This window comes from Nocardioides montaniterrae, from assembly GCF_054782655.1.
On record NZ_BAAGSB010000004.1, the window covers coordinates 244677 to 263462 of the forward strand.

15 protein-coding genes are annotated in these 18786 nt (G+C 71.3%); 10 read left to right on the forward strand and 5 right to left on the reverse strand.

Annotation, left to right across the window (positions count from 1 at the left end; translation table 11 throughout):
* Positions 1 to 43 precede the first annotated feature (43 nt).
* Positions 44 to 1384, forward strand: a complete 1341-nt coding sequence (gene gabT, locus ACYVJ3_RS09120) for a 4-aminobutyrate--2-oxoglutarate transaminase (RefSeq protein WP_460852595.1) — start codon at positions 44 to 46, stop codon at positions 1382 to 1384.
* On the forward strand, positions 1381 to 2835 hold the full coding sequence (locus tag ACYVJ3_RS09125; protein ID WP_460852596.1) for an NAD-dependent succinate-semialdehyde dehydrogenase: 1455 nt from the start codon (positions 1381 to 1383) through the stop codon (positions 2833 to 2835). The genes gabT and ACYVJ3_RS09125 overlap by 4 nt, the downstream gene beginning before the upstream one ends.
* A 157-nt stretch (positions 2836 to 2992) precedes the next feature.
* On the opposite strand, the gene ACYVJ3_RS09130 is transcribed toward ACYVJ3_RS09125, so the two are convergent.
* Together ACYVJ3_RS09130 and ACYVJ3_RS09135 are read right to left on the reverse strand one after the other, a co-directional pair.
* Complete coding sequence (locus ACYVJ3_RS09130; protein ID WP_460852598.1) at positions 2993 to 3667, reverse strand: response regulator; 675 nt, start codon at positions 3665 to 3667, stop codon at positions 2993 to 2995.
* Complete coding sequence (locus ACYVJ3_RS09135) at positions 3664 to 4731, reverse strand: sensor histidine kinase (protein WP_460852599.1); 1068 nt, start codon at positions 4729 to 4731, stop codon at positions 3664 to 3666. The genes ACYVJ3_RS09130 and ACYVJ3_RS09135 overlap by 4 nt, the downstream gene beginning before the upstream one ends.
* Before the next feature lie 119 nt (positions 4732 to 4850).
* Between ACYVJ3_RS09135 and ACYVJ3_RS09140 the strand changes: the two genes are divergently transcribed.
* The 3 genes from ACYVJ3_RS09140 (at position 4851) to ACYVJ3_RS09150 (ending at position 9143) form a co-directional block, all read left to right on the forward strand.
* Positions 4851 to 6755, forward strand: coding sequence for an APC family permease (locus tag ACYVJ3_RS09140; protein ID WP_460852601.1), 1905 nt, complete (start codon positions 4851 to 4853; stop codon positions 6753 to 6755).
* Positions 6756 to 6925: 170 nt separating this feature from the next.
* Complete coding sequence (locus tag ACYVJ3_RS09145) at positions 6926 to 7711, forward strand: hypothetical protein (RefSeq protein ID WP_460852602.1); 786 nt, start codon at positions 6926 to 6928, stop codon at positions 7709 to 7711.
* Positions 7712 to 7715: 4 nt separating this feature from the next.
* Positions 7716 to 9143: a phytoene desaturase family protein gene (locus ACYVJ3_RS09150; protein ID WP_460852603.1), complete on the forward strand. Its 1428-nt coding sequence runs from the start codon at positions 7716 to 7718 to the stop codon at positions 9141 to 9143.
* Here the strand turns inward: ACYVJ3_RS09150 and ACYVJ3_RS09155 are convergent.
* A complete protein-coding gene (locus ACYVJ3_RS09155) occupies positions 9133 to 10350 on the reverse strand; it encodes an MFS transporter (RefSeq protein WP_460852604.1) in 1218 nt (405 codons plus the stop codon). The two genes, ACYVJ3_RS09150 and ACYVJ3_RS09155, sit on opposite strands and share 11 nt — an antisense overlap.
* Positions 10351 to 10418: 68 nt before the next feature.
* Between ACYVJ3_RS09155 and ACYVJ3_RS09160 the strand changes: the two genes are divergently transcribed.
* A complete protein-coding gene (locus ACYVJ3_RS09160; protein ID WP_460852605.1) occupies positions 10419 to 10850 on the forward strand; it encodes a hypothetical protein in 432 nt (143 codons plus the stop codon).
* Here ACYVJ3_RS09160 and ACYVJ3_RS09165 read toward each other — a convergent pair whose 3' ends face one another.
* Positions 10851 to 13379, reverse strand: a complete 2529-nt coding sequence (locus ACYVJ3_RS09165; RefSeq protein ID WP_460852606.1) for a glycoside hydrolase family 65 protein — start codon at positions 13377 to 13379, stop codon at positions 10851 to 10853.
* Positions 13376 to 14110 (reverse strand): HAD family hydrolase, encoded by a 735-nt coding sequence (locus ACYVJ3_RS09170; protein ID WP_460852607.1) that lies wholly within the window; start codon positions 14108 to 14110, stop codon positions 13376 to 13378. The genes ACYVJ3_RS09165 and ACYVJ3_RS09170 overlap by 4 nt, the downstream gene beginning before the upstream one ends.
* Positions 14111 to 14186: 76 nt before the next feature.
* Here ACYVJ3_RS09170 and ACYVJ3_RS09175 point away from each other — a divergent pair, with 76 nt between their 5' ends.
* The 4 genes from ACYVJ3_RS09175 to ACYVJ3_RS09190 all read left to right on the forward strand — a co-directional run bounded on the left by ACYVJ3_RS09175 (position 14187) and on the right by ACYVJ3_RS09190 (position 18773).
* On the forward strand, positions 14187 to 15491 hold the full coding sequence (locus tag ACYVJ3_RS09175) for a cytochrome P450 (protein ID WP_460852609.1): 1305 nt from the start codon (positions 14187 to 14189) through the stop codon (positions 15489 to 15491).
* Between the two features lie 531 nt (positions 15492 to 16022).
* Entirely contained in the window at positions 16023 to 17042 is a 1020-nt protein-coding gene (locus tag ACYVJ3_RS09180; RefSeq protein WP_460852610.1) for an ABC transporter substrate-binding protein, read from the forward strand.
* A gap of 29 nt (positions 17043 to 17071) precedes the next feature.
* Positions 17072 to 17908, forward strand: a complete 837-nt coding sequence (locus tag ACYVJ3_RS09185) for an ABC transporter ATP-binding protein (RefSeq protein WP_460852611.1) — start codon at positions 17072 to 17074, stop codon at positions 17906 to 17908.
* The gene (locus ACYVJ3_RS09190) at positions 17901 to 18773 is read left to right on the forward strand and encodes an ABC transporter permease (protein WP_460852612.1); all 873 of its coding nucleotides are present in this window, start codon (positions 17901 to 17903) and stop codon (positions 18771 to 18773) included. Before ACYVJ3_RS09185 ends, ACYVJ3_RS09190 begins: the two co-directional genes overlap by 8 nt.
* Positions 18774 to 18786 lie beyond the last annotated feature (13 nt).

The window sequence follows — 18786 nt, forward strand, 5'->3', positions numbered from 1 at the left end:
AGCGGACGTGTGCGGTGTGCCACTCGGTATTAGTGTCGATTTCATGACGCAGACGGGTGGCCCCGGGCTTCCGCAGGAGAGACGACTCGTCACCGAGATCCCGGGCCCGCGCTCGCGCGAGCTCGCGGCCCGCAAGGACGCCGCCGTGTCGCGGGCGGTGGGGACGATGCTGCCGACGTACGCCGTCGCCGCCGGAGGCGGTGTGGTGGTCGATGTCGACGGCAACTCGCTGATCGACCTCGGCTCCGGCATCGCGGTCGCGACGGTGGGCAACGCCGCCCCGCGGGTGGCGCAGGCGGTCGCCGCGCAGGCGGCGGCGTTCACCCACACGTGCTTCATGATCACGCCGTACGACGGCTACGTGGAGGTGTGCGAGGCCCTCAACCGGCTGACGCCGGGCGACCACGAGAAGCGCTCCGCGCTGTTCAACTCCGGCGCCGAGGCGGTCGAGAACGCGGTCAAGATCGCCCGCTCCTTCACGGGCAGGCAGGCGGTGGTGGCGTTCGACCACGCCTACCACGGCCGCACCAACCTGACGATGGCGCTGACCGCCAAGGCGATGCCCTACAAGCAGGGCTTCGGGCCGTTCGCCGGCGAGGTCTACCGAGCCCCGATGTCCTACCCGCTGCGCGACGGACTCGGCGGCGAGGAGGCCGCGGCCCGCGCGATCGGCGTGATCGAGAAGCAGGTCGGGGCCGCCTCGCTGGCCGCCGTGGTCATCGAGCCGATCCAGGGCGAGGGCGGCTTCGTCGTCCCTGCTCCGGGCTTCCTGCCCGCGCTCGCCGCGTGGTGCTCGGCCAACGGCGTCGTGCTCGTCGCCGACGAGGTCCAGACCGGCTTCGCCCGAACCGGCCAGCTGTTCGCCTGCGAGGACGAGGGCGTGGTGCCCGACCTGATCGTCACCGCCAAGGGCATCGCCGGCGGGCTGCCGCTCTCGGCGGTCACCGGCCGCGCCGAGATCATGGACGCGCCGCACGCCGGCGGCCTCGGAGGCACGTACGGCGGCAACCCGCTCGCCTGTGCCGCCGCGCTTGCGGTCCTCGAGACCATCGAGGCCGACGGGCTGGTCGAGCGGGCGCGCGCGATCGGTGAGCAGCTCGGCGGCCGACTCTCCGCGCTCGCCGCGAAGGACGACCGGATCGGCGAGGTCCGCGGCCGTGGCGCGATGATCGCCGTCGAGCTGGTCCGGCCCGGCACCACCGACCCGGACCCCCTGCTCGCCGCCGCCGTCGCGACGGCCGCCCACCGCCAGGGCCTGATCGTGCTGACCTGCGGCACCTACGGCAACGTGCTGCGCTTCCTGCCACCCCTGTCCATCCCCGACCACCTGCTGACCGAGGCGCTCGACCTGCTCGAGCGGATCTTCGAGGAGACCACCGCATGACCACCCCTCCGATCGACTTCGCCCCCGCCATCGCCGGTGTGGACACCGGCCTGCGCATCGACGGAGCGCCCGTCACGACCGAGCGCACCCTCGACGTGCACGACCCCGCGACGGGCAGGACCATCGCCTCGGTCGCCGACGGGGGCACCGTCGAGGGCCGGCTCGCGGTCGATGCGGCGGCCGCCGCTCTGCCCGGCTGGGCGGCGAAGACACCTCGCGAGCGCGGCGAGGTGCTGCGCCGGACGTACGAGCTGATGGTGGCCAACACCGACCGGCTGGCCGCGCTGATGTGTGCCGAGAACGGCAAGTCGATGACCGACGCCCGCGCCGAGGTGGCGTACGCCGCCGAGTTCTTCCGCTGGTTCGGCGAGGAGGCCGTCCGGTCCGAGGGCGACTACTCGATCGCTCCGGCCTCGGGTGCGCGGACCTTCGTGACCCACCAGCCGATCGGCGTCGCCGCTCTCGTCACGCCGTGGAACTTCCCGGCCGCGATGGCCACCCGCAAGATCGGCCCGGCGCTGGCCGCCGGCTGCGCGGTGGTGCTCAAGCCGGCCTCGGAGACGCCGCTGACCGCGCTGGCGGTCGCCGACCTGCTCAAGGAGGCCGGCGTCCCGGACGGTGTCGTGAACGTCGTACCCACCTCCGACGCGGGAGCGCTCGTCACCGCATGGCTCGAGGACGAGCGGGTCCGGATGGTCTCGTTCACCGGCTCCACCGGCGTCGGCCGCAAGCTGCTGGCGCAGGCCGCCGAGCGGGTCGTCAACGCCGGCATGGAGCTGGGCGGCAACGCGCCGTTCATCGTGACGGCCGATGCCGACCTCGACGAGGCCGTGAAGGGCGCGATGATCGCGAAGTTCCGCAACGCCGGTCAGGCCTGCACCTCCGCCAACCGGTTCTACGTCCACGCTGACGTGGCCGACGACTTCGTGGCGAAGTTCGGCGAGGCCGTCGAGGCGCTCAAGGTCGGCCCCGCCGCCGACGGCAACGACATCGGCCCGATGATCACCGAGAAGGCTGCCGACGAGATCCGCGGCAAGCTGGCCGACGCCGTCGCGGCGGGCGCGCGGATCGCGCACCAGGCCACCGCACCGGAGGGCTGGTACGTCGCCCCGACCGTGCTGGTCGACGTGGCCCCCGACGCCGAGATCCTCAAGAGCGAGATCTTCGGCCCCGTCGCACCCGTCGTGACCTGGACCGACACCGACGAGATGATCCGGCTGGTCAACGACACCGAGTACGGCCTCGCGGCGTACCTCTATGCCGGCCGGCTCCAGGACGGCCTCCAGCTGGCCGAGCGGATCGAGGCCGGCATGGTCGGCATCAACCGCGGCCTCGTCTCCGACCCGTCCGCCCCGTTCGGCGGCGTCAAGCAGTCCGGCATCGGCCGCGAGGGTGCGCGCGAGGGCATCCGGGAGTTCCAGGAGACGCGGTACTTCTCGGTCGACCTCTGAGGGCTGTGGGCGGGGGCCGGCCGAACAAGTAACACGTCGTTCGGCGGTCCTCCACGTCGCTGGAGGCTCTTCCACGCTGTCGTGACGGCGTGGGAGAGCCGAAAACGGGGCGGTAGACCGGCGGACGACGTGTTACTTGTTTGGTCCCGGCCCACCCTCACACCTCGAACCGGTACCCCATCCCGGGCTCGTTGCGGAAGTGGACCGGCCGGCTCGGGTCGCTCTCGAGCTTGCGCCGCAGCTGGGCCATGTAGAGCCGCAGGTTGCCCTGCGCGGTCTCGTAGCCGGGTCCCCAGACCTCGAGCAGCAGCTCGCGCTGCGACATCAGCCGGCCCGGGTTGCGCACCAGCACCTCGAGCAGGTGCCACTCGGTCGGCGTCAGGCGTACCTCGATCGCGCCGCGCAGCACCCGCTTGGCGACCAGGTCGACGACCACGTCGCCGAAGGCCAGCTGCGGGGGCTCCTCGGAGGCCGCGTTGCGGCGTAGGAGCGCGCGCAGCCGGGCCAGCAGCTCGTCCATGCCGAACGGCTTGGTGACGTAGTCGTCGGCGCCGGCATCGAGCGCCTCGACCTTGTCGACGCTGTCGCCGCGACCCGAGAGCACCAGCACCGGCACCTCGGAGCGGGTCCGCAGCCGCACGAGCACGTCGACGCCGTCGAGGTCGGGCAGGCCGAGGTCGAGGACCACGACGTCGTACGTCGACCCGAGCGCCATCTCGAGCGCCTGGCCCCCGTCGCCGGCGACGTCGACGTCCCAGCCGCGGGCGCGCAGGTTGATGCGGAGGGCCCGGACGATGTGCGGCTCGTCGTCGACGACCAGGATGCGGCTCATGGCAGGGCCTTCGGCGCGAGGGGCAGCGAGACGCGCATCGTCAGGCCGCCGCCGGGGGTCTCGTGGGGGGTCAGCGTGCCGTCCATCGCCTCGGTGAGGCCGCGAGCCAGCGCCAGCCCGAGACCGACACCGGTCGAGGTGTCGGTGTCGCCCAGCCGCTGGAACGGAGCGAAGACCCGCTGGCGATCGGTGACGGGGATGCCCGGTCCCTGGTCGACCACGCACAGCTCGACGCGACGGCCCATGTGGGCGGCCGTCACCAGCGGCGGCAGCGCCGAGTGGCGCTGGGCGTTCGCGACGAGGTTGACGACGACCCGCTCCAGCAGCCCCGCGTCGGCGTACGCCGCAGGCAGGTCGTCGGCCACGTCGAGGACGACGCCGCGTGGGGCGACGCCGAGGTCGTCGAGCGCGGCGACGACCACGCCGGACAGGTCGACCGGACGCAGGTGGACGGGTAGCGCGCCGGCCTGCAGCCGGCTCATGTCCAGCAGGTTGTCGACCAGGCCGGTGAGTCGGTCGAGCGCGGCGTCGGCGGTGGCCAGCAGCTCGTCGCGGTCGCTCTCGGTCAGCGTGACGTCACGACTACGCATGCCAGACACGACCGCCTTCGTGGCCGCGAGTGGGGTGCGCAGGTCGTGGCCGACCGCCGCCAGCAGGGCCGTGCGCATGCGGTCGGCGGCCTCGAGCTCGGCTGCCGCGGCCGCGGCCTCGGCCCGGCGCGCGGCAACGTCGACGACGCCGCTGACCATCACTGCGACGACGACGAAGGCCACCAGCGCGACGACGTTGTCGGGGTCGCTGATGGCGAACGTCGAGTATGGCTGGGTGAAGAAGTAGTTGAGCAGCAGGCCGGACCAGAGCGCGGCGATGAGTGCCGGACCGATCCCGCCGACCAGGGCGGCGCCGACGACCACCACGAGGTAGACCGAGACGTCCCCGGCCAGGCCCAGCCGCTCGCGCAGCGGTACCAGGCCGGCCAGGAGCAGGATCGGTGCGACGACGGCGAGCGCATGGCCCACGATCCGGCGCCGGTTGCTGAGCGCGGCCGTGCGCAAGCCGAGCATCACCGCGTCACCTCCCTCCTGCGAACCCGTCGACGACCAGGCGTTCATTGTGACGTGGCCGCCGTTAGGGGTTCGTTAGGCCGCGTGCTGGTGCCCCGTCGGCGCCGTTGGATGGAACCGTGAACGTCATCGCGGATGCCCATCCCGCACCGAGGCCGCGCGTCAGCGCGCAGGCCGAGCAGCACGACAAGCCACAGGCCTGGTGGAAGGTCATGTGCCTCACCGGCGTCGACTACTTCTCCACCCTCGGCTACCAGCCCGGCATCGCGTTCCTCGCCGCCGGCCTGCTCAGCCCGATCGCCACGATCATCCTGGTGCTGCTCACCCTGTTCGGCGCGCTGCCGGTCTACCGCCGGGTCGCCGCGGAGAGTCCGCACGGGCAGGGCTCGATCGCGATGCTGGAGCGGCTGCTGCCGTTCTGGCGCGGCAAGCTGTTCGTGCTCGCGCTGCTCGGCTTCGCGCTGACCGACTTCATCATCACCATCACCCTCTCGGCCGCCGACGCGGCGGCCCACGCAGTCAACAACCCGCACATGCCGGCGTACTTCCACGGCAAGGAGCTGTGGATCACGCTCTTCCTGGTCGCCCTGCTGGGCGCGGTCTTCCTCAAGGGCTTCCGCGAGGCGATCGGCATCGCACTGGTGCTGGTCGTCGTCTACATGGCGCTCAACGCGGTCGTGATCGGTGTCGGCGCGGTGCAGGTGATCCAGCACGGACACCTGGTCCCCGACTGGTCGAACGCCCTGAAGATCCAGCACGGCAACGTCTTCGCGATGATCGGCGTGAGCCTGACCCTCTTCCCTCAGCTCGCCCTCGGCATGTCCGGCTTCGAGACCGGCGTCGCGGTGATGGGTCACGTCGAGGGTGCGCCCGGCGACGACCCCCGCAAGCCGGTCGCGCGGATCCGCAACACCAAGCGGCTGCTGACCGTGGCGGCCATCGTGATGAGCGTCTACCTGATCGCCTCGGCGTTCGTCACCACGCTGCTGATCCCGGCCAAGGACTTCGCCGACGGCGGCCCGGCCAACGGCCGCGCGCTGGCGTACATGGCCCACCTCTACCTGGGTGACAGCTTCGGGACGGCGTACGACGTCTCCACGATCCTGATCCTCTGGTTCGCGGGAGCGAGCGCGATGGCGGGCATGCTCAACCTGATCCCGCGCTACCTGCCGCGCTACGGCATGTCCCCGGAGTGGGCCGGCGCGACCCGGCCGCTCGTGGTGATCCTGACGGCGGTCGGCTTCTTCATCACCTGGCTCTTCCACGCCGACGTCGACGCGCAGGGCGGGGCCTACGCCACGGGTGTGCTCGTGCTGATGACGTCCGCTGCCGTTGCGGTGATGCTCGCGGCCCGCAAGGCCGGCCAGCGCTGGCTCACGGTCGCCTTCGGTGCGATCGCGCTCGTGATGACCTACACGCTCTTCGACAACGTCCGTGAGCGGCCCGACGGCCTCAAGATCGGCGGCTGCTTCATCGCCGCGATCGTCGGTCTGTCGCTGGTGTCGCGGATCTTCCGCTCGCTGGAGCTGCGCACGACCGAGGTCACCTACGACCGCACCGCCGAGGCGTTCCTGCGCGACTGCTCGCGGCGCAGCATCCGCCTGGTCGCCAACGAGCCGGGCGCGCGGGACGTGGCCGAGTATCGCGACAAGCTCCAGGAGGTCATGGACGACCACGACCTCGTGGAGCCGGGGGACATCCTGTTCGTCGAGGTCACCGTCGCCGACTACTCCGACTTCGAGAGCCAGATCGACGTCTGCGGTGAAGTGCTGCACGACGCGTTCCGGGTGCTCACGGTGCACGCATCGACCGTGCCGAACGCGCTCGCGGCGCTGTTGCTGGACATCCGCGACCGGACCGGCGTGCGCCCGCACATCTACTTCGAGTGGACCGAGGGCAACCCGGTCGGGCAGCTGGCCCGCTTCCTGCTCTTCGGGGGTGGCGAGGTCGCTCCGCTGACGCGGGAGGTCGTGCGCCGGGCCGAATCGGACAGAACCCGACGCCCGCACATCCACGCGGGCTAGGCTCTTCTGGCCGGCGCGCGAGCAGCAGGCGATGTGACCCACGACACGTCCGCTGAGCGTCCCAGGGGCCGGATGGAGGGGTACGGGGACGCGATGGCAGAGTGGAGAATCGTCAGCAACCACGGGCAGATCTCCGTCGGTTGCAAGGATCAGGCAGGGGGCCCGGACACGTGAGTGACGCAGCGCCGACGTTCCCGCCGCGGCTGGACCAACCCACCGACACCGACGTCGTCGAGCTTCCCGAGGTCGACCCCGCCTCTCCCGTCGTGGAGATGCCGGTCCGCCTCCCCGTCTCGTCCGCGCAGACCGTGCACGCCGGCAACGAGGGCATGGGTCCCCGGCCGACCGAGGCGCCCGAGGGCGTCGAGATCAGCTACGAGCAGTTCGGTCGCTACTGGATCCGCCGGGTCCTGCACCTCGAGCGCATCCTCGAGACGGTCGACTCGATCCTTGGCCCGACCATCGAGCTCGGCCCGATCGGTGCCGGACCGGGCCGCGCGTTCGCGAGCGTCACCGTCGTCGGCCGCTTCAGCAAGACCACGGGTCACGAGGTGCACGCCGATCTGCTGACCTACGACCTCAAGCTGCCGATCGCGGTCACCTTCACCCTCGACCTGCCGATGGACTCGCTGACGTTCAACGCCGACGTCGTCGTGCCGCTCAAGCTGGTTGTGCACACCCACGCGCCGGCCAGGATCCGGCTCGACCTGACCATGTCCACGGAGAAGGTCGACCTGGTCATTCAGCCGTCGACCCGACGGGGCGCGGTCTTCCAGCGGATCACCGGTCTCGAGTCCGAGCTGCGCCGCTTCCTGCCGCAGGTCCTCCAGACCGAGCTCACCAAGCCGTACATCCAGAAGGCGCTCAACCTCGACGTCGAGAAGCTGATCGAGAACTCCTGGGCCGACCTGTCGCGCCAGTTCCTGCCGCAGGGCCCGGAGGACCGGAAGGTCTGAGGCCATGACCAGCGCCGTGGTCGTCGGCAGCGGACCGAACGGTCTCGCCGCGGCGCTCACGCTGGCCGCGGCCGGTCTCGACGTCACGGTCATCGAGGCGGCCGACCGTCTCGGCGGCGGCGTACGGTCGTCGGCCGACCTCACCATCCCCGGGCTGATCCACGACGAGTGCTCGGGCTTCCACCCGTTCGCGAGGTCCTCCGCGTTCGCGCGCGCGTTCGACCTGACCGGCGCCGGGCTCCGGTGGCGCTGGGCGCCGTACGAGTTCGCGCACCCGCTCGAGGCCGGTCGCGGCGCCGTCCTCCAGCGCTCCGTCGCCGAGACGGCGCGCGTCCTCGGTGTCGACGGCGCCGCCTGGACCCGCACGTTCGGCCCGCTGACCGAGCGCTTCGACACGATCAGCGACGGCATCCTCCAGCCGGTGCTGCGCATGCCCGACCACCCGCTCCACCTGGCGCGCTTCGGCCTCAACGCCGCCCAGTCGGTCGCGATGCTCGCCCAGCGGTGGCGCGGCCAGGAGGCCAAGGCGCTGTACGCCGGGGTGGCGGCCCATGGCTTCACCCGGTTCGACCGCCCGTTCTCGGCAGCGGCCGGGGTGGCCCTGACGGCCGCGGCGCACGCCTACGGCTGGCCGGTCGCCGAGGGCGGTTCGCAGGCGATCGCCGACGCGGTGTGGGCGCGCTGCCGGGAGCACGGCGTGCACGCGGAGACCGGTCGCCTGGTCACCTCGCTCGACGAGCTGCCGGACGCCGACGTGGTCGTGCTCGACACGGCCCCGGGCGCCGCGGCCCGGATCATCGGGCCGCGCCTCCCGCGCCGGGTGCGGCGGGCCTTCCTCGGCTACCGCCACGGACCGGCCGCGTTCAAGGTCGACTTCGCGGTCCAGGGCGGGGTGCCGTGGTCCTACGGCCCGGCGCGCTCGGCCGGCACCCTCCACCTCGGTGGCACGCTCGACGAGATCGCGGCGGCGGAGGCCGAGGTGCTCGCCGGGGGGATGCCGCTGCAGCCGTTCATGATCGTCGGCCAGCAGTGGATCGCCGACCCGACCCGCTCGGTCGGCGACATCCATCCCCTCTACGCCTACGCCCACGTGCCGGCGGCGTACGACGGACCCGACCAGCCGGTCGTCGACGCGATGATCGCGCGGATCGAGCAGTTCGCCCCCGGCTTCCGCGACCGGATCCTGGCCCACCACGTCCGCTCGGCCCGCGGGATGCAGGAGCACAACCCCAACTACGTCGGCGGCGACATCGCCACCGGTGCCACTACGGGCACCCAGCTGGTGTTCCGGCCGCGGGTCGGCGCCTCGCCGTACGCCACCGGGGTGAGCGGCGTCTACCTCGCCTCGGCGGCCACGCCCCCCGGCGCCGGCGCGCACGGGATGTGCGGGTACCTCGCGGCCCAGGCGGCGCTGCGCGACCTCAGGCGATGAGGCGCTCGTCGCGCACCGGGACGAGCGCGACGGCGAGCAGCGGCAGCAGGCCGGCGACGGCGAAGCCGACGGAGTAGTCGGTCGCGGAGATCAGGGCGCCGGCCAGGGGAGGTACGGCGGCCGCCACGAGGTACTGCGTCGTGTTCTGCACGCCCAGGGCGCGGCCCGACCAGGACGGCCCGGCCCGCTCGGCGACGGCGGCGTACGCCAGTCCGTTGTCGGCGACCGTGACGGCGGAGGCGACGACCAGCAGGGCGACACCGACGACCACGGCGACGACGCCGTCGAAGCGGGCCGCGGCACCGAGCAGCCCCATCGTCGCGGCGGCGACCCAGGCGATCCAGCGCATCGGACGGAGCCGGGAGGCGACCGCGTCTGAGAGGTGGCCCGCGCCGATCCGGCCGAACGCGCCGAGCAGCTGGGTCCCGGCGACGACGACGCCGGCCGATCCCGCGGCCCAGCCGAGCGACTCGACCAGCCAGGTCAGCCCGAACGTCCACACCACGAACTGCGGGACCACCAGGATCGCCGAGGTCGCGTGGACCCGGGCGAGGTAGCGGTCGGCGCGGTAGGGGTTGGCCGCCGGGGGAGCGCCCAGCGATGAGGGGTGCGGCGGGTCGATGATCAGCCACGCCACCAGCAGCAGCGCGACGACCGCGAGACCGGTCGGCACCCAGATCGCCGCCTGGACCGAGGCGTGCGCCGCGATCACCGCCATGGTCAGCGCCCCGACGCCGACGCCGAGGGGCTGTGCGCACTGCCGGATCCCCATCGCCAGGCCGCGCCGAGCGGGTGGGAACCAGCCCACGACGAGTCGACCCGACGCGGCGTTGGTCGCGCCCGAGCAGGCTCCGGCCACGAACAGCGCGATCGCCATCGTCACGACGCCGGGGGACAGGGCCGCAACGACGCCCGCAGCCACGACCAGGGAGAGGCCGAGGAGCAGCGCGAAGCGCTCACCGCGCCGGTCGACGACCACGCCCCACAGGATCAGCGTGCACATCAGGCCGGCCATCGAGGCGGCCGAGACCGCTCCGGCCCGGGCCAGCGAGAGCCCCAGCGAGGAGTGCAGCGTGGGGATCAGGAACGCCGGACCGTGCACCATCGTGGCCGAGCTCGCCTGGGCCGTCGTACCGACACCGAGCATCGCCCAGCGGCGCGCGACCGACACCTCGGCGTACGCCGGCGGTTCGGTCTCCACAGCCACACACCGAGGGTTCCACTTGTTCGCCAAGAACGATCCGGCGGCCCCGCAACTCTGAGACGCTGGCGCCCATGAAGCAGCTCGCCCTCGCCACCACCCTCGCCGCCACCCTCGCGCTCGCCGGATGCGGCGGCAGCGACGACCCGACCCCGTTGACCCACGCTCAGCTCGTCAAGCAGGGCAACGCGATCTGCAAGCAGGGCACGAAGGACGTGGCCGCCGTGGTCAAGAAGGTCACAAAGCACGGCAAGCCCACGAGGGCGGCGGTCCTCAAGGCGACCAAGGAGCAGATCGTCCCGATCATCCAGGACCAGCGCGACCGGCTCGATGCACTCGAGCCGCCGAAGACCGACGCAGTCAAGTACGCCGACCTCATCGCCGCTATCGACAAGGCGATCGCCGCGGTCAAGGCGGACCCCGCCGCCGCCATGGCGGCCTCGCCGTTCGATGCGGCCAACCAGCTCGCGAACGGCCTCGGCCTGACGGTCTGCGGGAAGTCCTGATCAGTCGCCCGACGGCACGATCGCGGACAGCACCGTCCCGTCCGAGCGCTGCACGCCGGCGGGGTTGGGTGGCTCACCCACGAGCTGAGGGCCCTGGTGGTCGAGGGGTACGACGACGGGCTCGCCCGGTCGTACCGTGACCGGCTCGCCGCGGACCACGAACGTCAGCGGGGCCTTCCCGGCCTCGGTCGTCAGGGTGAGCCGGTCGCGCTCGACGGCCACCCGGACCCGCGTGTGCCGCAGCGTCAGCCGGTAGGTCAGTGACTCCCAGGTCGCCGGCAGGCGCGGGTCGAGCTGCCACTGCTGGTCGCCCTTGTCGGCGCCGACGTCGCGGAACCCGCCGAACCCGCAGGCCAGCGCGCTCCACACACCGCCGGTGGACGCGACGTGCACGCCGTCGGCGGTGTTGTTGTGCCGGTCGGCGAGGTCCACGAAGAGGGCCGCGTGGAAGTAGCGCAGCGCCAGGTCGGCGTACCCCACCTCGGCGGCGACGATCGACTGCACCACGGCCGACAGCGTCGAGTCACCGGTCGTGATCGGGTCGTAGTAGTCGAAGTCGGCCTTCTTCTGCTCGGCGCTGAACTCGTCGCCCTGCAGGTAGAGGGCCAGGACCACGTCCGCCTGCTTGAGCACCTGGAACCGGTAGATCACCAGCGGGTGGTAGTGCAGCAGCAGCGGCCGCTTGTCCAGTGGCGTGTTCTCCAGGTCCCAGATCTCGCGCTCGAGGAAGTGCGAGTCCTGCGGGTGGATGCCCAGGAAGTCGTCGTACGGGATGAGCATGCCGTCGGCGCACGCCGCCCACTCGTCGGGCTCGTCGTCGCGCAGGCCCGTGCGGCGCACCATCTCGGCGTACGCCGACGGGTCGTCACGCTGCAGCGTCCAGACCGCGTGCGCGGCCCGGCGGAGGTTGAAGCGCGCGAGCACGTTCGTGTACAGGTTGTCGTTCACCACGGTCGTGTACTCGTCGGGCCCGGTGACGCCGTGGATGTGGAAGGTGCGCTGCTTCTCGTCGCGCCAGAACCCGAGGTCGGCCCAGAGACGGGCGGTCCCGACGAAGATGTCGACCGCCCCGCTGGCCAGGAACTCGTCGTCGCCGGTCGCGCCGACGTACTGGCTCAGGGCATAGGAGATGTCGGCGTCGATGTGGTACTGCGCGGTGCCGGCGGCGTAGTAGGCCGACGCCTCCTCGCCGTTGATGGTGCGCCACGGGAACAGCGCGCCCTTCTGGGCGAGCTCGCGGGCCCGTTCGCGGGCGGCCTTGAGCAGGGTGTGCCGGAAGCGCAGGGCGTTCCGGGACGCCCACGGCATCGTGTAGGTCAAGAACGGCAGGACGTAGATCTCGGTGTCCCAGAAGTAGTGGCCGCCGTACCCGGAGCCGGTGACGCCCTTGGCCGCGATGCCCTGGCCCTCGGCGCGGGCCGCGGCCTGCAGGATCGAGAAGAGGTTCCAGCGGATGGCCTGCTGGAGCTCCGGCTGGCCGGGGACCTCGACGTCTCCGCGCTCCCAGAAGATCTCGAGGAGTCGGCGCTGGGCGGTGTACTGCGCCTCGATGCCCTGCTCCCAGGTGCGGTCCAGGGTGCGCTCGCAGCGGTCGATCAGCTCGGCGGCCGGGACCGAGTCGGCGGTGTGGACCGAGACCAGCTTGGTCAGCCGGATGGTCTGGCCGGGTTCGGCCGAGATCCGGTAGATCAGCTTGGTGAGGTCCTCCTCGGCATGCGCCTGGACGGCCGCGACGTCGCCCTCGGTCTCCAGCCGGTGGTCGGCGACCACGCCGATCGTCATGTGCGAGTCGGTGGTCTGGTAGCCGACCTTCATCCGGCCGGTCTCGGCGTTGGCCTCGTGGACGGCCGGCTGCAGCACGCGGCGGCGGAACGCCGATGCCTTGCGCGGGTCGACCGGCTCCTCGGAGTGCCCGTTGTGGGGCTCCTGGCCGTCCTGCCGGTTGACGACCTGCGAGGAGAGCGTCACCGACGCGCGGTAGTTGAGCAGGGTCACCTCGTAGGTGATCACCGCGAGGTGCCGCTGCTCGAGCGGCACCATCCGGGTGCTGCGGACGTGGACCCGCTTGCCTCCCGGTGTGCGCCACACCAGGTCACGCGTGAGCACGCCGGTGTGGAAGTCGAGCGAGCGCTCGTACTCGATCAGGTCGGCCTTGGTCATGTGCAGCGGCTCGTCGTCGACGTACAGCCTGATGATCTTGGGATCCGGCGCGTTGACGATGGTCTGACCGGTGCGGGCGAAGCCGAACGCCTCCTCGGCGTGCAGGATCGGCCAGGTCTCGTGGAAGCCGTTGATGAAGGTGCCGTGCGCGTGGAACGTGCGGCCCTCCTCGTAGTTGCCGCGGAGACCGAGGTAGCCGTTCGCGACGGTGAACAGCGACTCGGTGACGCCGAGGTCCTCGGCGTCGAAGCGCTTCTCGACCAGGCGCCACTCGTCGACGGGGAACCGGCTGCGGTCCAACGGGTCGGTGGTCGGGGGCGCGACGTGGGACGGGCCCGGGCCCGACAGCGCGTCGGGGGCCGGGGTCATCGGACCAGCTCCTGGAGGTCGGCGACGACGAGGTCGGCGCCCGCCTGGGTGAGGGCCTGTACGCCGGCACCGCGGTCGACCCCGATCACGAGACCGAAGTTCCCCGCGCGGCCGGCCGCGACGCCGCTGGTGGCGTCCTCGAGGACCACGCTGGTGGCCGCGGTGGCGCCGAGGACCTCGGCGGCGTGCACGAACGTGTCGGGCGCGGGCTTGCCGGCCAGGCCGAGCTCGCCGGCGACGGCACCGCTGACGACGGTGGTGAAGTAGTGGGCGACGCCCGCGACGTCCAGCACCGCGGGCGCGTTGCGGCTCGACGAGACGACCGCCATCGGCACGCCCTGCGCCTGCAGCGCGTCGAGCAGGACGACCGACCCGGGGTAGGGAGCGACCCCGTCGCGCTCGAGGACGGCGTTGAACAGCGCGTCCTTGCGGTTGCCCAGGCCACACACCGTCTGCGCGGTGATCGGGTCGCTCGGGGCGCCCTCGGGGAGCTCGATGCCGCGGGAGGCGAGGAAGTCGCGCACCCCGTCGTACCGCGGCTTCCCGTCGATGTGGGCGAAGTAGTCGGCGTCGGCGTACGGCCGCTGGTCGGGGTAGGCCGAGAGCAGCTCCCCGAACATCTCGGCCCACGCCTGCATGTGCACCAGAGCGGTCGGCGTGATCACCCCGTCGAGGTCGAACAACGCGGCGGCGTACCTGCTCCAGTCCAGTTCGTGGGGCTGCGTCGACATGCGTCTCAGGCTAGCGGGGACCGCCAGCGGCCGCGCGGCCTGCGGGTAACGGCCTGATGTCTGGTGAAATGTCGCCATGGGACTTGTCGGGTTCGTGAAGAACCGCGTCGGCGTGTGGCTGATCAACCGGACGATGAAGGACGGTATCGACCTGCGCAAGCTCCGCTTCCTCCCGGAGTCGGTGACGCTCCCGCTCAAGCGTGAGGGCCTCGACCCGCTGCCGCGGATGATGGCGCGCCAGGCCGAGGAGCCGGTGTCCAAGCTGGTCACCCTGTTCGGCAGGAACGTCTGGATGGTGACGGGGTACGACGCCGCGCGCGAGGTGCTCGCCGGCGACGCCGAGACCTGGTCCAACGATCTCGGCCAGTTCGTGTCCCAGGAGGGCAAGTCCGACGAGGAGCAGATCGGCGGCCTCGGGATGACCGACCCGCCGCTGCACACCAAGCTGCGCAAGTACCTCACGCCCGAGTTCACGATGCGCCGTCTCGCGCGGCTGCAGCCGGGCATCGAGGCGATCGTGGCCCAGCGCCTGGACGCCATGGAGGCGGCCGGCGCCGAGGGCAAGGCGGTGGACATGGTGCAGGAGTTCGCGTTCGCCGTACCGTTCGACGTCATCTGCGACCTGCTCGGCCTGCCGGTCGACGACCGCGCCCGGTTCCTCGAGCTCGGCGTGGCCCGCTTCGACCTGACCGAGGGCGGTGCCGGTGCGTTCGGCGCCCAGGAGCACACGCGCTCGTTCCTGATCAACGCGGTGCGCGAGCAGCGCGCCAACCCCGGCGACGGCCTGATCGGCGCGCTGCTCAAGGAGCACGGTGACGAGCTGGACGACGTCACCCTCGGCGGCATCGCCGACGGCGTCTTCCTCGGCGGCTACGAGACCTCCGCGTCGATGCTGGCGCTGGGCACCTACCTGATCGCCACCACCCCGAAGGCCGGCGAGATGCTGCGGGCCGACCCGGCCTCCGTCGACCGCGTGGTGGAGGAGCTGCTGCGTCATCTCTGTGTCGTGCAGCTGGCCTTCCTGCGGTTCGCCAAGAAGGACGTCACCATCGCCGGGAAGCAGATCAAGGAGGGCGACGCTGTCGGGGTCTCCCTGCTGGCCGCCAACCGCGACCCGTTGCTGGGCGAGGGTCTCGCCGAGTTCGACCCCGAGCGTGAGTCCACCCGTCACCTGGCCTTCGGCTGGGGTATGCACCGCTGCGTCGGCGCCGAGCTCGCCCGGATGGAGCTGCGCACCTCCCTGCGGATGCTCGCCGAGCGCTTCCCGGACCTGACCATGGCCGCCGGCATCGAGGAGCTGGAGTTCCGCAAGCTCTCCGCCGTGTACGGCGTCGAGGCGCTGCCCGTCCACACCAACAAGGTGCCCGCGCTCGCCGACTGACCCGTCGCCGTTGGTCGAGGCGGCCGCTCGCGACCGTCTCGAGACCTGGTGACTCCGGGGACTGTGGCGGCCGCGCGTAGCCGTCCGTCTCCCGCCGTCAAGGATCCTCGCTTCGCTCGGCCCGCTCCGCGGCGGCCTTCGGCCGTCCTTGACCGCGGGACCCGGCCGGACGGCTGGTGGCGCGGAGGTCGGCACGGCCTTCGGCCGCGCCGACGCGATGCGGCCGCCTTCGGCGGCCTCATCGGTGTGTTTCGTGGGGTCGGCTCGTCATCGTCGAGTCTGGTGGTCACCAGGTGACCGTGGAACTCCACAATCCCTGGACTGTGGGCTGACGGCGAGCACCGGCCGGGCTGACTGAGGACTCGCTTGCGACCGTCTCGTCGGCCACATCGTGTGGATCTGAGGCCACCAGGTGACCACGGATCCACACGGTCTTGCCCGACGGCGTACCTCGTCGGCATCTCGATCGCCTTCGGATCAGCCTGAACCGAACCGTTTCTCTATAAAGTCGATCGACTTAAAGTTGATCGCATGCCTTCCCACCACCAGGCCGGCCCGCGCCGGCTCGCCGTCATCATCCTGGCCCTCCTCGCCGCGCTCGGCTCGCTCACCGCATGCAGCGCCAGCGCCGAGGGCGACAAGAACACGATCCGGTACCAGAGCTACGCCGGCGCGGTCGATGCCCTGCTGTTCGCCGACGCGCTCGGCAAGCTGGACGGCCTCCACCTCAAGCGGGTGGGCGACGTGACCGGCGGACCGCAGGCGCTGCAGGCGCTGGTCTCGCACCAGACCGACATCGGCTCCTCGGCGTTCTACGGCGCGATCGCCCAGCTGGTCGCCGGTGGCGCACCCATCAAGGCGGTGTTCCCGTCGTACGGCTATGACGAGAAGAGCAACGAGAAGCTCGTCGTCCTGGACGGCTCGAGCATCAGCAGCGCCAAGGACCTGATCGGCAAGAAGGTCGCCGTGAACACGCTCGGTGCCAACTCCGAGGCGTTCCTCGACACCTGGTTCGCCAAGGAGGGTCTGAGCAAGGACGACCAGAGCAAGGTCACGCTCGTCCCGCTGCCGCCGCTGAACACGCCGGACGCACTGGCCAAGGGCCAGGTCGACGCCGCGGTCGTCTCGTTCATCGGCTACCAGCAGCTGTCCCGGACGCAGAAGGTCCGGGAGGTCGTCAACGACGTCCAAGCCCTCGGCGGTCCGTACGTCGGCGGTGCCTTCACGCTGCGCGACGACTTCATCAAGTCCAACCCGGACGCCGCGAAGAAGCTGGTCGCCGGCCTCGCCGCGGCCACGGAGTACATCGGCACCCACACCAAGCAGCAGGTCTTCGACATCTACTTCCCGTACCTGAAGGCGCACGGCTTCGGTGACTACATCCCGGCCATCCAGGCCAACTACCCCGGCACCCTCGGTGTCGGCACCAAGCCGGTGATCGCGCCCGCGGACATCTCGCGGTGGACCGACTGGCTCGAGGGCCGCGGCGACCTCCAGGGACACCTGGACGTCTCGAAGGTCTACACCAACGACCTCAACCCGAACGCCTGACGGCGTACGACGGACCAGGAGCAGATTCCATGAGTTCACGGATCGAGCTGACCGGCGTCGCCCAGACGTTCTGGGTCAGGGGCGATGACGACAAGCAGCTGCGCGAGTTCGTCGCCCTGGAGGACGTCGGGCTGACGGTCGGGGCCGGTGAGTTCCTCACCGTCGTCGGGCCGTCGGGCTGCGGCAAGTCCACCGTGCTGGACCTGATCGCCGGCCTGGCCGCGCCGACCTCCGGCCGCCTGACCATCGACGGACGCCCCATCACCGGCCCCGGCCTGGATCGCAGCGTGGTGTTCCAGCAGTACACGTTGCTGCCGTGGCGGACCGCTGCCGGCAACGTCGAGTTCGCGCTGGAGGCGAAGGGCGGGTTGAGCCGGAAGGAGCGCGCCGAGCGGGCTCGCCGCTACCTCGACCTGGTCGGGCTGACCGAGTTTGCCAACCGCTACCCGCACGAGCTGTCGGGCGGCATGAAGCAGCGGGTCGCGATCGCCCGGAGCCTGTCGTACGAGCCGCAGGTCCTGCTGATGGACGAGCCGTTCGGGGCGTTGGACGCCCAGACCCGCGAGCGGCTCCAGGAGGAGCTGTTGAGCATCTGGCGGCGTACCGGCACCACGATCGTCTTCATCACCCACGACATCGAGGAGGCCGTCTTCCTCGGCCAGCGCGTCGCGGTGATGAGCGCGCGACCCGGCCGGATCAAGGAGGTCGTCGGGATCGACCTGGACCGTACGGCGGCCGGCGAGACCGACATCCGCGCGACGACGCCGTTCGCCGGCTATCGCCACCACATCTGGTCGCTGCTGCGCGAGCAGCAGCGCGCCACGGGTGAGACCCGTGAGCGGACCGAGGAGCGACTCAGTGCCTAGCCGACTGAGTGAGCGCCCGAGGGGCGCGAGCATCCTCGCCGAGAAGACCGAGGCACGACCGAACCGCCGGCAGGAGGAGTCGCTCCGCGCGAAGGGCGTCTCGATCCGGCGTACGCGTGCCGTCACCGTGGCCCGCGGTGTCGCGGGTCTCGTCACCGTCGCGCTGGTCTGGGAGATCGTCCCGCGGACCGGCCTGGTCGACAGCTACTTCATCCCGCCGCTGCACGTCGTGCTGCAGGAGTGGTGGGCGATGGTCACCGACGGCGAGCTGGCCAAGCACCTGCGCGCCAGCCTGCTCCGTTCGGGCGTCGGCTTCGCCGCTGCCATCGCGATCGCGATCCCGCTCGGTGCGGTGATCGCCTGGTACCGCCCGGTGCGCGAGTTCTTCCAGCCGGTGCTCGAGCTGTTCCGCAACACCGCGGCGCTGGCGATCCTGCCGGTGTTCACGTTGCTGCTCGGGATCGGCGAGACCTCGAAGATCGCGATCGTCGCCTATGCGTGCTTCTTCCCGATCCTGCTCTCGACCATCACCGGCGTCGCCCAGGTCGACCCGCAGCTGCTGCGCTCGGCGAAGGTGCTCGGCCTGAGCCCGGTGCAGACGTTCCGCAAGGTCGTCTTCCCGGCCGCGATCCCGACCATCTTCACCGGCATCCGGATCGCCGGCGCCGCAGCGGTGCTGGTCCTGATCGCTGCCGAGATGATCGGCGCGACCGCCGGCCTGGGCTTCCTCATCAACTACTCGAACATGAACTTCCTGATCCCCAAGATGTACGCCGCGATCCTCACGACCTCGCTCCTCGGAGTGGCCGTCAACTACGGCCTGGTCGCGCTCGAGAAGCGCTTCTCGCGCTGGCGTCCTGCCTGATCCCCCACTCCCA

Bases quoted from the DNA above. Each gene is read 5' to 3' on its own strand.
- gabT (WP_460852595.1), top strand. From the start codon at position 44: ATGACGCAGACGGGTGGCCCCGGGCTTCCGCAGGAGAGACGACTCGTC.
- ACYVJ3_RS09125 (WP_460852596.1), top strand. From the start codon at position 1,381: ATGACCACCCCTCCGATCGACTTCGCCCCCGCCATCGCCGGTGTGGAC.
- ACYVJ3_RS09130 (WP_460852598.1), bottom strand. From the start codon at position 3,667: ATGAGCCGCATCCTGGTCGTCGACGACGAGCCGCACATCGTCCGGGCC.
- ACYVJ3_RS09135 (WP_460852599.1), bottom strand. From the start codon at position 4,731: ATGCTCGGCTTGCGCACGGCCGCGCTCAGCAACCGGCGCCGGATCGTG.
- ACYVJ3_RS09150 (WP_460852603.1), top strand. From the start codon at position 7,716: ATGACCAGCGCCGTGGTCGTCGGCAGCGGACCGAACGGTCTCGCCGCG.
- ACYVJ3_RS09160 (WP_460852605.1), top strand. From the start codon at position 10,419: ATGAAGCAGCTCGCCCTCGCCACCACCCTCGCCGCCACCCTCGCGCTC.
- ACYVJ3_RS09165 (WP_460852606.1), bottom strand. From the start codon at position 13,379: ATGACCCCGGCCCCCGACGCGCTGTCGGGCCCGGGCCCGTCCCACGTC.
- ACYVJ3_RS09170 (WP_460852607.1), bottom strand. From the start codon at position 14,110: ATGTCGACGCAGCCCCACGAACTGGACTGGAGCAGGTACGCCGCCGCG.
- ACYVJ3_RS09175 (WP_460852609.1), top strand. From the start codon at position 14,187: ATGGGACTTGTCGGGTTCGTGAAGAACCGCGTCGGCGTGTGGCTGATC.
- ACYVJ3_RS09180 (WP_460852610.1), top strand. From the start codon at position 16,023: ATGCCTTCCCACCACCAGGCCGGCCCGCGCCGGCTCGCCGTCATCATC.
- ACYVJ3_RS09185 (WP_460852611.1), top strand. From the start codon at position 17,072: ATGAGTTCACGGATCGAGCTGACCGGCGTCGCCCAGACGTTCTGGGTC.